A 13,019-nucleotide genomic window follows, 5' to 3' on the forward strand; every position below is an offset into this window, starting at 1 on the left:
TTTCTTTCCGGTGAAGGGTTCCATGCAGCACCAATCCACACATTCTGATTCGCAATCGCGCTGGAATCAGGGTCTGGGTGTCTCTACGCTGGTTCATCTTTTAATCATCGGCAGTCTGTCACTGATCTTCGAACATCAGGTTGGTACACGGTTTTCAGCGGACTCCGATGCGATCCAGACACGCTGGACTCCCGCACAAAAGCAGCTCGAACCAGAAGTACTTGAGCTGATCCCGGTGACCAAACAAAAAGAACACCCCAGCAACTCTGCCCTGCTTTCGAAATTACCTTCAATCGTAAAACGTTCTTCCGCCCCGGATCCTGAATCACAATCGTCTTATCTTCAGGGTCCACTCCCTCAGGTGACACAGTATGAAGAAGCGATGACGACAAAATATGGTTCAGAAGTCGTTGGGGCGCTGCTGACCTCAACGGCCCTCGGAAACGCAGAGGACGGTTCGGGACTGGGAAACGGTAATGGGAAATTCTTCGGCATCAATCCGCAGAGTAAAAAAATCGTTTACGTGGTCGATTCGTCCAATAGTATGAACTTTCCCCATGAAAGTGAGGGAAAAACCAGACTGGGACGCGTCAAACTCGAACTGGCACGGGCCATTCACTCCCTGGACGAAGACCAGCAGTTTTTTGTGATCTTCTTCAGCGACATTGCCATCCCCATGCCCGCCCGTGAATTGCAATCCGCGACGAATGATGCAAAACAGAAATACCTGACCTGGGTGGCCCGCGTACCCGGTATCGGAATGACAGAACCTTACCAGGCATTGCTGCTGGCTCTGAAATTGCAACCGGATACGATTTACTTTCTGACCGACGGTCAATTCGACCCCGTGATTGTGAAGTCCTTCAATAAAGTGGCTGCACAGAAAAACCGCAGTCACACAATTACGGTGAATGGGATTTGCTTTGGCAACCTCGAGGGAGAACAGGCCATTCGGGAACTGGCAGAAAATAATTCGGGGACCTTCACCTTTATTCCCTGATCCCCCGGCACGAAACGGTACACGCGAACACCAAAGTACTGCTCTCATAGATTCTTTAGAGCCATTCAATATCTAAGTCTTTACAGATAAATACTTTTTGGAATAGTATGCCCACTTGCTTTTTTATCACCGTATTTTTTCGCGTGATATTTTCAACCGCACTTCGCCTTCTTTGAAGTGAGCAGTTTTGATTGCTTTTCTTTTAAGTAAGTTTCCCCAGCTCGTTATCTGAATCAGTCTAATTGAATCCCAGACGATTTAAACAAGCCGTAAGAAAACCTGGATCGCTCAATAACATGAATTCAACGATCACCGCAAAAACACAACCCCGTAGACGCGGTGTACGCAAAGGGACGCTGAACTCACCTTCCTTTCTGGCCTTGCTCGGAACTCAGTTTCTGGGAGCAATGAATGACAATATGTTTCGCTGGTTCATCATTCCCATCGCCAAACCCGAAATCGGTGATGCGAATGCCCTTTCCTTAGGACTGGCTTGCTTCACACTCCCTTATCTGCTGCTGGCCAGTGTCGCCGGTTATCTGGCAGACCGTTTCAGTAAACGCACGGTGATCATTGCCTGTAAAGTCGCAGAGATCATCATTATGATCGCGGGGGTCTGTGCAGTTCTAATCGGCAATCTCTATCTGCTGTTTTTCATTGTGGCCCTCATGGGCTGTCAAAGCGCGCTCTTCGGTCCTGCCAAATTTGGCAGTATCCCCGAAATGCTTCGTGATAATCGTCTCTCACGCGGCAACGGTATCATGGGATTGACTACCGTCGTGTCATCGGCCCTGGGATTTATTGCAGGTAATTACCTGTACCATTTCACGCAACCCAGTCTCTCCACCCCAGGTTCATTTAGTGATATCAGTTTCGCCGCTTTCACACTGGTGGGTGTTGCGATACTGGGAACTCTCACCAGCCTGAAAATCAGGAAGCTGGAACCGGCTGCTCCTGATCGGGGGTTCCCGTATAATCCCGCCAAAGAAACCTGGCATCAAATGCAGCTGCTCACCAGCAGCACCCCTCTGCTGCGAACCGCTTTAGGAGTCGCTTTTTTCTGGATGCTTGCTTCACTGGCACAGATGAACGTGGATACGTACGGCATTAATGAACTGAATCTGACCCAGAAAGATATCGGCCCGCTACTGGGCATCCTCGTCTTTGGCGTTGCATTGGGTAGTATCCTCGCAGGTGTCTGGTCTTCCGGACGTATCGAACTGGGAATCGTCCCACTGGGAGCAGCGGGGATCGTCATCACTTCCCTGCTGCTCTACTTCACCGGAAACAGCGTCATCCCCGGATCCGAATCGAATTCGCAACTGCTGTACGGTCTCTCCCTGCTCTGGCTCTTTCTGCTGGGCGTCAGTTCCGGACTGTTTGATATTCCCCTGGAAACGTTTCTACAGCATCGCAGTGATGTCGAAACTCGAGGCAGTATATTGGCGGCTGCCAACTTCCTGGCATTTCTGTTTATTCTGATCGCATCCTTTGGCTTCTGGGTGATGCAGGCAAAACTCGAAATGTCCGCCAGCCAGATCTTCATGGTTCTGGGCCTGCTCACCATTCCAGTCGGGATCTATATTTTCAAGCTGCTTCCCAACGCAACGATCCGCTTCATGGTCTGGCTGGTCAGTTGTACGATTTATAAACTGCGAGTGAAGGGACTCAAAAATCTGCCTCCCAAAGGAGGCGCCCTGCTGGTCGCCAATCATGTCTCCTGGCTGGATGGCGTGTTCCTGATTCTGACATCCACGCGCCCCGTCCGAATGATCGCCTATTCTACTTACGTACAAGGTCCCTGGGTCGCCTGGCTGACGAAGCTGTATAATACCATCCCCATCAATGTGGAAGATGGTCCGAAAGCATTAATGCGATCCATCAAAACAGCCCGATCTGCCATTGAAGATGGAGAATTAGTCTGTATCTTTGCAGAAGGGAAATTGACTCGTTCGGGATACCTGCAGCCTTTTCAATCGGGTCTGATGAAGATCATTAAAGGCACCGGTGCACCGGTGATACCTGTCTATATTGATGAACTCTGGGGGAGCATCTTTAGTTTTCATGGCGGAAAGTTTTTCTGGAAAAAACCCCGCAGGTGGCCTTACCCCGTTTCGATTCGTTTTGGGAAGCCTATTCTTCACCCGGAGAATGAAAAGCACGTCCGTAAGGTAGTACAAAACCTGGGAGTCGAATCAGCCAATTTTCGAAAGACATATCAAATGATAGCGCCAAGATTGTTTCTGAGAAAATGTAAGAGTCGACGATTCCAGCAAAAAGTAGCTGATTCAACCGGGGTAGAACTGACCGGCGGAAAATTATTGACCGGCGCACTGCTGATGAGGCGACTGCTCAACAAATACGTTCTGAAGCAGGATGAAAAAATGGTCGGCGTCCTGCTGCCCCCCTCCGTCGGTGGGTCTGCTGTCAATGCCAGCCTCGCGATCTCAGGCCGCGTGCCCATCAATCTGAACTACACCCTGTCTGACAGTGATATCAATTATTGTATCAGGGAGGCAGGTATTAAAACGGTACTCACCAGCAGTAAGTTCCTGGAAAAAAAGCCCATCGAAATGGAAGCGAATGTGGTCCTGGTCGATGAAATCAAACTCAAAGCATCGCTGTTTGATAAACTCATCTGTCTGTTCATGGCATTCATTGTCCCGGCCTGGTTGATTGAACGTATCATTGGCCTGACTCGGGTCAGCTCAGACGATCTGAGTACTGTCATTTTCACTTCCGGTTCCACAGGACAACCCAAGGGAGTCATGCTGACTCACCACAATATCATTTCCAATATCAACTCAGCCGATGACCTGCTGCAACTCTCCCCCCGAGATTGCATTCTGGGAATCCTGCCTTTCTTTCATTCGTTTGGTTATACGATTGCACTCTGGATGCCTTTCGCCAGAAACATGCGGTCCTGTTATCACTTTAATCCCACCGACGCCCGCACCGTGGGGAAAATGATTGAGAAATATAAAGTCACACTCTTCACTTCTACGCCTACGTTTCTCAGGCACTATTTGAAACGCTGCACACGGGAACAATTTCAGTCACTGGACATTGTGATTACCGGCGCAGAAAAACTGCCTCAGAGTCTGGCAAAAGAATTCGAAGCGAAGTTTGGAATCTTCCCGACTGAAGGTTACGGCACGACAGAGCTGTCTCCGGTTGCTGCGGTCAACGTTCCCCCCACACGACAGCTGGATCCGACAGAAGTCAGTGCCAAACCGGGAACTGTAGGTCGTCCGATCCCCTGTGTGATGGCCAAAACCGTTGACCCCGATACCGGGGAAGATCTCCCTGACGGACAGGAAGGCCTGCTGTTCATCAAGGGGCCGAATGTCATGAAAGGCTATCTGAATAATCCGGAAAAAACAGCAGAGGTCATTCTCGACGGCTGGTACAATACCGGTGACTTTGCCACCATCGATGATGAAGGATTTATCTCGATCACCGGCAGGCAGACCCGCTTCTCCAAAATTGGCGGAGAAATGGTGCCTCATCTCAGGATTGAAGAACTCATCATCGATATCGTGAACAACCCGGAGGAAGATGAACCCGAAGTGCAGGTCGCGGTGACGTCGGTTCCCGATCCCAAAAAAGGCGAACGCTTGATCGTCCTGCATAAGCGGCTGCAAATTCCAGTCGACGAGATCCTCAAACAACTCGCCAGCGAGAATCTACCGAATCTCTGGATGCCTTCCAGCGACAGTTTTCTGGAAGTCGAAACGATTCCCCTGTTGGGCACCGGCAAACTCGATCTGGCAAAAATCAAGCAGGTCGCCTGTGAAGCCTTTGCAGCCGAAGTCACCAGCTGATAACATGATGCGTACTTTACCTGCTTTAGCGATGTGCATTCCACACATCTTTCGCTCTCGCAACAACTATCGCAGATTTTCCGAAAACTGCGTTAGGTTTTGGGGTCTCAAGAGTCCATTAGTGTAAAGAACGGGCCATTGTATAGTGAAAATCGTTTTTTAGCGTGAAATCACTATGTTGTAACCGTTTAGCGATAGTGTAAGTGATAAGGAAGCAGGCATGATAAATCAAAATGTCAAATTGACGGAGCGGCAACTGGCGATCTACCAATTTCTGAAAGACAAAATTGTCAACCGTGGTTATGGCCCCACGGTCAGAGAAATTGGTGACGCATTTGATATCCGATCCCCCAATGGGGTTATGGGACACCTGAAGGCCCTGGAACGCAAAGGGTTGATCAAACGCAAATCCCATATATCCCGATCTATTCAACTCTGTGACAATGCACAGAAACCGGCAAATGTTACTTTTTTCGGTTCACTGCAGGCAGGCACACCCATCATTCCACCGGCGGCAGATGACGCACAGGTGGATTTCAGTACCCTGTTTGAGAGTGGCGACAATTTCTGCCTGAAAGTCAAAGGCACCTCCATGATTGAAGCACAGATTCAAGACGGAGATTTTGTCGTTGTCAAAAAACAGGATACCTGCCAGCAGGGCGAGATCGTCGTTGCACTGGTCGATAATCAGGAAGCCACATTGAAACGCTTCTATCAGGAAGCAGACCGTGTGAGACTCGAACCTGCCAACTCGACCATGTCACCCATCTATTCCACCGATGTCAAAGTACTGGGCGTCGTGAAAGGTGTCATCCGCAAATTTAACTGAGCGACTGCTGCCTGACTAATTCGGGCCAGACTACAACGTCATTTGATTTCGAGCCAGGGTAATCAGCATTGTTGCCGGTAGTGGTTCTGCGCCAAGTTGCCGCAGCATGTTGACAACTTGCGCGGTGGTGTATTGCGCGTGCGTGCAAACATGCAGCAGAATATCTACACAGCGTGTCTGTTGGACGCGTCCTTTTCCACTGCTTGTGCTCCGTTTACTGACCAGTTCATCCAGCATTTCGGGAGAAAGCTGGTCCAGATACTCAATCCAGCGCTGTTCCTGTTTATTCCATTTCTGTTTCAGCTCTCCCAGCGATTCGATTCCACCTGTTCCTCGTTGATTGCCAGGCAGCGCGTCTGCCAGATCGCCAGGTAAAACAGGAGCCTCATGACCAAGGAGAGCTTCCAGCCAGACATACTCGGCCGCATACAGATGCAGCAGGGATCTCCAGACTGCCCCCTGTCCGATAGTAAAACTCTAATGAAGCTGCTTTTCCGAAAGCGTGGCTGCCGAGTCCAACAATGCCTGGTTCACCCATCTCCGGTGTTCATGTAAACGAGTTATGATTTGGACTGCCATTTGAATTTCCCTGAATCTGTTTAGTCTGCGTTCAGCTTTAATGTAGCATCTCCAGAGCCATTTGGACCGAGTATTATCGCGTGAGAAACGCTATGGTTAAATGTGATGCGCCCCGGGTAATTCTATTACTAATAAAGATGATCACGCGATACCCGATACGGTTCACTCAGAGAGAGCTGAATTTCACTCCCGTCCCGGGGTTCACGGTTCAGAAGTAAAAATGCCTAAGCCTGCACACTGTTTCCACTTGCAGCGAGCAGTTTTTGTTTTCCCGGCACGATATTTGAGCGTTTTTTCATTTAGATTGTTTCTCAGCTCTTGAATTGCCGAAACTATTTTCTATCCTTAGCCTTAGATTCATCAGGAATCAACACCAATCAGGGGGATTAGCTCAGTTGGGAGAGCGTTTGGCTGGCAGCCAAAAGGTCACCGGTTCGAGCCCGGTATCCTCCACTTAAAGCCACTTGCAGTATTCTGCGGGTGGCTTTTTTGTTTTGACCTACTCCTGAAACGAACCTGTTAAAAACAAAAAAGGTCGCCCCGTCTCTCATCGGAAAGACGGGACGACCTTCGGCTACCACATGCCCGGTCAGTTGAGCCTCAGGGGTAAATCTCCCCGAAGAACCCACATCTATTTATCTCTGTTGTACATGGGGAGTGGGTGACGTCTGAGGCTCCGGAATCACTTTCTCTTCTCCAGGCACACAGCCAGGGCAATCCAGATTCGGCCCCTCAATCACGTCTTCCTGAACTGTTCCTGGTTTACAGTGTTCGCAGGGCTGATCCACCACTTCTGGTTCCAAAACTAAATCCTCGGAGTAACTCCCTTGCGTGCCGCCGTAGTTAAGGCCATTACCCACGACATTGCAGCTGTTGTACCCCAGAACTGCTCCGCCGCGCGGATAATTGTAGTAACACGATCCTGAATAGAAGGCTTTAAATTTTCCGAAGTAGCTGCGCGAATAATATCCACTGTATGCGTAGCTCTGATTCAACGAGGAAATCGCGGTCCCGATATCGGAAAACTCACTGATGACAGCTGTCTGAACGTAACTTAAGCCGACAATCATCGCCAGGACGGCAACGGTCAGGATGATGACCAGCTCAGCCGAGAGAACGAATCCACCTTCATCGCTCCAGAACTGATTGACTAATTGATGCATGGGAAGCTCCTTTTTATCTTGATGTTCCGCGTTTTTGATTGAAAAGTCTGCTTGATCCGCTTTGGAGAATCACTCCAGCACGTACAGGATTCAACAGCATGAAACAGACTGGTCTTTGACCAGATCAATCACTGCTGTTGCACGATAAATTGTTATTCTCTCAGGGACTTTTCCCTGTCACTGACACTGTTGATCGATTGAAAAACGCCGATTGGCTAAAGCGGGAGAGGAAAGTTTCTCAGGCTTTCCTTTTCTGGTTTTCGAGGCGGAACTCAATTACCTCACTCACCATAAAATCAGGGTAAATACCAGAAGTTCTCTCCGCTTCAGTCAATCAGTCATCGGTGGTCTCTCAGGTCACCGACTTGTGTAACGGTCTCTCAGGTCGCCACACACTCTCTCTATGCGTTTGGCCTCTCCTGTCGCATTCAGACAGGTGAAGCTATTTGTTAATGGAATAACCGTCATATCCGGCATTTTCAGTAACTCCCGAATAACCGGCATGCTTGTTACATTAGGCAATATGCGTGCCATGCAGAAAACAGTTATCAAAGTTACAAACCAGATTTTCGATATAAACCATATAACTGGAAGAACTTATAAATTCGGAATAAAACCACTTCTAAAAGGTTGTGGTAACTGAGATTCTCGAGAACGACCTGGAATGTTCAGATTGCTTTACAGCGAGTTTAACGTTTTTGATAAGAAATCTGGTCGTATCGGTTATGACGATCAGGCAGGTAACGCAGCTCATAGAATGGGTATCAGGACCGCTGGCGGGGGTTTTGAGCTGCTGAGAATGTAATTCCAGTTGATTCAACTACTTACAGCCTGCGTTGCCAGGCTGTGTCCAGTTTGACTGTAGCGTCTCCAAGGCCATTTGGAGCGAGTACAATAGACTGCGAGACGTTATGGTTAAATCTGATGCGCTCTGGTGAAGAGCAGAATAAAGAGGGACGGGCAGGGATAGTTATTTCACTGCTGGGACAGAATGAAGGCCGCAGGTCATTCCACCTTAATTCATTAAAACTTTCACAACACCCATCTTGTTCATCTTTACATTAACGGTGGTCTATGGTCAAAATACTGTTCTGGGCCATTACAACTTGGGTCGGTCTAACGCTCTATCAAGCAGTTGAGAAAAGAGAACCATGAAGAATTGGACACATTTGAATTATTCAGCGGTGGTATTACTGTCACTGGTCTGCCTGGCGAGTTCATGCCAAAAGTCTGAACGAGACTTACTGGTCGGGCGCTGGCAGAACTCAAGCGGTCCCAACATGATTTTCAATAAAGACGGAAGCGTCTACAGCGTGCATCAGGGGCAACGGCGCAAGGGGGCCTATTACCTTGATATGGAAACGAAACCGAAGCAGATGGTTCTCGACATGCGAAAAACTGAGATCAATGCGGTTCTATTTTTTGATTTCAATGCTTTCTCAGAAAAACACTTCGAGCTGACACCTACCTATGTGCAGAGAACTGGCGGACGGAAAAGAAAGTCTGACCTGTCACGAAAATTACTGTTCCAGAAAATCGACCCGAACGATCCCACGATGGGCATCAATCGTTTTTCAGCAGAAGCAACTCCGACAGAAACTCCGTAAACAGTCGATTCGAATGTTTCCAGTTTTACTGTAGCGTCTTCAGTTCCATTCGGACCGAGTATATTAGACTGAGAGACGTCTTGCTAACGTGCGATGCGCTCTACATAGTGTAAAAGAACAGACGCGCATAAAAAAGCAGCAGGCGTCAACCGACGTCCGCTGCTTTGGTTTTTTGTTAGTCTAATCTCTTATTCGACACTGCGAACATTTGTCACAGATTCCGAACTTTGAACCGTTTCGAGAAACGAGTTATCTACTGAAGGAATATAGTCATCATTGCTGACGTGCAACGGAGGCTCGAATCCCTGAATTGGCAGCTCCTGAACAGCGGAAATCTGAGCGACAGGTTGTTCCATTGTTCCGATCACTTCTGCATCAGCTTCTGTGATGATTCGAAATCCTGACTCATCTGCTTCAGAAAGATCCTGAGGAACACTCGGCTCTTCCGTTACAGTAACGACTTCAGACATCAGCGTATCTGTACCGACGGGTGCGGTGGCTGTATTCTGTGCAACCTGAACTTCCGGTTGAGACATTGTTTTTTGCATCTGCTGTTTCTGCAGCTTAGCAACCTGCACCACGGCCTCTTTAATCGAATCCAGATCTGGATTGATTTCTAAAGCGCGGTGATAGTGCCCGGCGGCATCATCCAGTTTGCCTCTCTGCAGGCAGATATATCCCAGATTCGCATGAGCTTCTTCGGGACTCATTACAGAGCGGGCAACCTGATAAGCTTCATCCATCCGCCCCTGGTGCCCTAATACCAGGCTCAGGTTGTTGAAGGAGCGTTTGGTGCTGGGATCACGCTTGATTGATTCTTCCAGAGCAATCTCGGCTGCAGGAAGATCATTCTGCAGGTAAAGAGCATAACCCAGATCTGTCAAATACTTGGGATTCTCGGGCTGAACCTTGACAGCTTTCATCAGATAATTTGTAGCAACCTCATGTCGACCCATTTTCGAGTTGACGATCCCCATCCGATGCAAGGCGACAGAGTTCTGGGGATTTCGCTGCAACATGACACGATAAGTCTGCTCAGCTTTCACGAATTGGCCTTTTTCTTCAGCCTGTCGTGCCATAATCATTTGGGGAGACTCATCGATTGGCAACTTCAGGCCGTTTCCCACCACGTTGTACGAGTGAGAACATCCCGTTGTCAAAAGAGCGGCTACTCCGGAAAAGAGTACCACAGTCCACATTGTTGAGTTTCGCATTCCTTTACCTCACAAAATTTAATTGTGATTTTTCACTATCCATTGTGAGAAACACTCAGACCATCCTGGCAGACACAAATATAAAAACAGGCATTGTTGACCTGAAAGTGACTCGAAATTGAATCCATTCCAAACGAACCCCTGTGTAAATATTTTCAGTGTAGATTATCTCTACAAAACACCGGGCTTCTTTTCATTTATCGACCATCATTAAGACTTAGATGAAAGAACTGGCAGAATACCGGAACTCTTCTCGAATTCCTATCTGGAGCAAACCCTATAAGTTCACATTGAATCACAAGGCGGCAAAATCTGCCGGTTGAAAGCAGGAAGATGTATCTATTCCGCGAGAATATCAATGGATTTGGATCCGTCATTCAGACAACAGATCACCGGGTTGAGCCAGCACCTGGCAGCAAAGCCACTCTCTTACGATTCCAATTCGTCAGGAATCGCTTCTTCAAACTCAGGCAACACCTCAAACCCCAGTAGTGTTTCCACTTCTTCGGCCAGTAAACAGAGTCGCCCCAGAACCCGATGATTCAATGCCATCAGATTTTCAAACAGCTCCTCTGCAGCCCCCAGAAGTTCTCCTGGATTATTCGATTCCGGAATCCGTACCAGCGCAAATTCTGCAATCGTAATATCGACACGGGAATGCTCAAACGGATACAGCAACCTCTGAAAGCGAGCGTAAATCGAATTCAATAATGTCTCCATTTTTTCCATTTCGGAAAGTACCACTTCACAGTATTTATCATCAGTACGTAACTCATCGAAGAACCGCAGTAGCACCTGAAGGGCAACTGCATTCATATGGAGTTCCCATAAACGACTGAGCTGTGAATTGGTAGCTTGCAGCGCCTGTAGTAGATCATGCAAGTCACGTTCCCAGAGTGCAGCATCAGCAATCTGCGTCTGTACCTTAGGTACATGAAACAGCTGCAAGGCCCGTTCTAGTCGATTTACAATCAATGATTCGTACTTTTCCAGTTCGACACGGGTCCCGCTTTTCTTACGTTCGAGTCCATGTTTTGCATTCATGACCTTATCATAATTTGTTAACGACTTGAAAAAGGGATCATCAACCTTCAGTTTGAGCCGCGCACGTACCGCAACCTCAGCCATCGCTACACTCATTGACTTTGACTCATATTCACGATACTCATCAACAAATGATTTATACTTCTCCCGATACTTCAACAGCTTCTCTCGATTGCTTTTCAGTTCCTGCGCACACTGCTTTGCATCTGCCGGAGTTTTAACTGCAGACTCGGAAAACAGCAGTGGCCGGTTCGGGTAAATTGCTCCCTGATAAAATCTCTGTACCGCTTTATGTGACTCATTTTCTGCTTCCTGGCGGACCATTAATTCATCCACCGAATGCAGGTCCTCACGTGGAATCTTCTTGCCAAACACACCATAATAAAAATCGCGTGTGACAAATTTAGCTTCCCGGGAAAAATCAGTGAACAAAATCGTTGCCGGTGATTTCAACCGGAAGATTCCTTCAGGATCCTCATTCTGAATATTGGCGATTCGTTCCAGCGTGGCGGGATGCGTATCAAACCAGCCAGTCTGTTCCTCTTTGATATGCAGAGTCACAGCCTGCTTTACTTCTGCCGGCATCTTACTCAAATTGATATTAATCAACGCAGGTAAATTATCAACCAGTCGTCCCTCTGCATAAAACTGCCCCAGATCACTCAATGCTCCCTGGTTTGCTACTCCCAGTAATGCCAACCGTTTACTGGTCGCTGCAAAACAGCGACTACCCGCCAGTCGTGCCTCGTAGCGGTCCGCGTCAAACTCCATCTGCCGCATCAGAAATCCACTCACCAGATGCCCCGTCATCATCAGCAACCACAGAATTTTACGCGTGATCCAGACAAACAGTCTTGCCAGATGCAGAATCCACCCCAATCGTATGTCGATGGATTGTGACAGGTACTCCAGTCGCTCATCCCAGGCGTCACGTTCATAAACCACGCGCATGAACCAGATGTTGATACTGCGAATGATAAATGACAGCCGCATACCGGCACCTTGAGAAAAATGGCCAAACTCATGTGCCAGCACTCCAGAAAACTGCCTGATCGATAAACCGGCAACCAGAGGCATGCCGATTGTCAGCACCAGGTCATTCCCCAGCATGCTCAACCAGCCCCGTCGGAAACCAGCGGATGCATTTACCTGAATATCAAGGTTGATCTGCACAGGCCGCGGCGCACCAACGGCGTCGCAGACCTGATCGACAAACATAAACAGTAATGGTTCTTTCTCCCGTTTCAGTGCACGAAAAGCAGATGAGTGTGAAGGACGGGAAAAGAGGGGCTTCAGCATGAAAATAATCAGAATCACTCCCACTACGATCGGTGTCAGATACACCAGCAACAGCAGGACCATGCCTTTACCCCGGTTGTGCGTGGAGGTACTCGAACTGCCGGCCTCAAACAAACCGAGTGAATGTACTGCATGAAAATAGACGCCCCAGATCACTCCGCCGATCATCGCGATATAAATGACAGGCAGCAAAATCATCACAAAACTGACCAGCAGGGCACACAGGCGATACATCAATGTGGGAGTGACGGGCTCGATATTCCCCTCAAAAGCCTGCATGATATTGCGGGGCGACAGTTCCTTCACATCCCCACTGGTCCGTTTCCGTGGTTTTGAAACGGAGGCCTTGCCTGCTTTGGCTGGGGACGAGACAGACTGTTTCACTCGACGGGGGTTAGAATCACTCATCACGCTTCCTGTCTCAATCTCGCCACCGTGAAGAACTTCCCAAGCCCCCACA

Annotated in this window: 8 protein-coding genes and 1 tRNA gene; 5 read left to right on the plus strand and 4 right to left on the minus strand. The window is 48.5% G+C overall.

The genetic code is table 11. The features are described 5' to 3' along the window. Window positions 1–22: 22 nt before the first annotated feature. The 3 genes from Pan161_RS10040 to lexA all read left to right on the plus strand — a co-directional run bounded on the left by Pan161_RS10040 (window position 23) and on the right by lexA (window position 5,653). On the plus strand, window positions 23–1,000 hold the full coding sequence (locus Pan161_RS10040) for a VWA domain-containing protein (RefSeq protein WP_145226374.1): 978 nt from the start codon (window positions 23–25) through the stop codon (window positions 998–1,000). 296 nt (window positions 1,001–1,296) lie between these two features. Then, on the plus strand, window positions 1,297–4,824 hold the full coding sequence (locus Pan161_RS10045; RefSeq protein WP_145226377.1) for an acyl-[ACP]--phospholipid O-acyltransferase: 3,528 nt from the start codon (window positions 1,297–1,299) through the stop codon (window positions 4,822–4,824). Between the two features lie 220 nt (window positions 4,825–5,044). Beyond that, window positions 5,045–5,653: a transcriptional repressor LexA gene (gene lexA / locus Pan161_RS10050; protein ID WP_145226379.1), complete on the plus strand. Its 609-nt coding sequence runs from the start codon at window positions 5,045–5,047 to the stop codon at window positions 5,651–5,653. Between the two features lie 30 nt (window positions 5,654–5,683). On the opposite strand, the gene Pan161_RS10055 is transcribed toward lexA, so the two are convergent. Continuing rightward, window positions 5,684–6,121 (minus strand): DinB family protein, encoded by a 438-nt coding sequence (locus tag Pan161_RS10055; RefSeq protein ID WP_315851562.1) that lies wholly within the window; start codon window positions 6,119–6,121, stop codon window positions 5,684–5,686. A 491-nt stretch (window positions 6,122–6,612) separates the two neighbouring features. Between Pan161_RS10055 and Pan161_RS10060 the strand changes: the two genes are divergently transcribed. Continuing rightward, window positions 6,613–6,685, plus strand: a tRNA-Ala gene (locus Pan161_RS10060). A gap of 182 nt (window positions 6,686–6,867) precedes the next feature. On the opposite strand, the gene Pan161_RS10065 is transcribed toward Pan161_RS10060, so the two are convergent. After that, window positions 6,868–7,395: a Flp family type IVb pilin gene (locus Pan161_RS10065; protein WP_145226381.1), complete on the minus strand. Its 528-nt coding sequence runs from the start codon at window positions 7,393–7,395 to the stop codon at window positions 6,868–6,870. 1,151 nt (window positions 7,396–8,546) lie between these two features. Between Pan161_RS10065 and Pan161_RS10070 the strand changes: the two genes are divergently transcribed. After that, window positions 8,547–9,002, plus strand: a complete 456-nt coding sequence (locus tag Pan161_RS10070) for a hypothetical protein (RefSeq protein WP_145226383.1) — start codon at window positions 8,547–8,549, stop codon at window positions 9,000–9,002. Window positions 9,003–9,190: 188 nt separating this feature from the next. On the opposite strand, the gene Pan161_RS10075 is transcribed toward Pan161_RS10070, so the two are convergent. Beyond that, window positions 9,191–10,216 carry a tetratricopeptide repeat protein gene (locus Pan161_RS10075; RefSeq protein ID WP_145226385.1) on the minus strand — a complete coding sequence of 342 codons (1,026 nt, stop codon included), beginning with the start codon at window positions 10,214–10,216 and terminating at the stop codon, window positions 9,191–9,193. A gap of 429 nt (window positions 10,217–10,645) precedes the next feature. Further along, a complete protein-coding gene (locus tag Pan161_RS10080) occupies window positions 10,646–12,967 on the minus strand; it encodes a M48 family metallopeptidase (protein ID WP_145226388.1) in 2,322 nt (773 codons plus the stop codon). Between the last annotated feature and the right edge of the window lie 52 nt (window positions 12,968–13,019).

The sequence above is a fragment of the Gimesia algae genome (assembly GCF_007746795.1).
In the GTDB taxonomy this organism is placed as follows: Bacteria; Planctomycetota; Planctomycetia; order Planctomycetales; family Planctomycetaceae; genus Gimesia; species Gimesia algae.

What these genes read in the sequence shown, in the direction of transcription:
- lexA (WP_145226379.1), top strand. Translation starts at nt 5,045, where the DNA reads ATGATAAATCAAAATGTCAAATTGACGGAGCGGCAACTGGCGATCTAC.
- Pan161_RS10045 (WP_145226377.1), top strand. Translation starts at nt 1,297, where the DNA reads ATGAATTCAACGATCACCGCAAAAACACAACCCCGTAGACGCGGTGTA.
- Pan161_RS10080 (WP_145226388.1), bottom strand. Translation starts at nt 12,967, where the DNA reads ATGAGTGATTCTAACCCCCGTCGAGTGAAACAGTCTGTCTCGTCCCCA.
- Pan161_RS10075 (WP_145226385.1), bottom strand. Translation starts at nt 10,216, where the DNA reads ATGCGAAACTCAACAATGTGGACTGTGGTACTCTTTTCCGGAGTAGCC.
- Pan161_RS10040 (WP_145226374.1), top strand. Translation starts at nt 23, where the DNA reads ATGCAGCACCAATCCACACATTCTGATTCGCAATCGCGCTGGAATCAG.
- Pan161_RS10065 (WP_145226381.1), bottom strand. Translation starts at nt 7,395, where the DNA reads ATGCATCAATTAGTCAATCAGTTCTGGAGCGATGAAGGTGGATTCGTT.
- Pan161_RS10070 (WP_145226383.1), top strand. Translation starts at nt 8,547, where the DNA reads ATGAAGAATTGGACACATTTGAATTATTCAGCGGTGGTATTACTGTCA.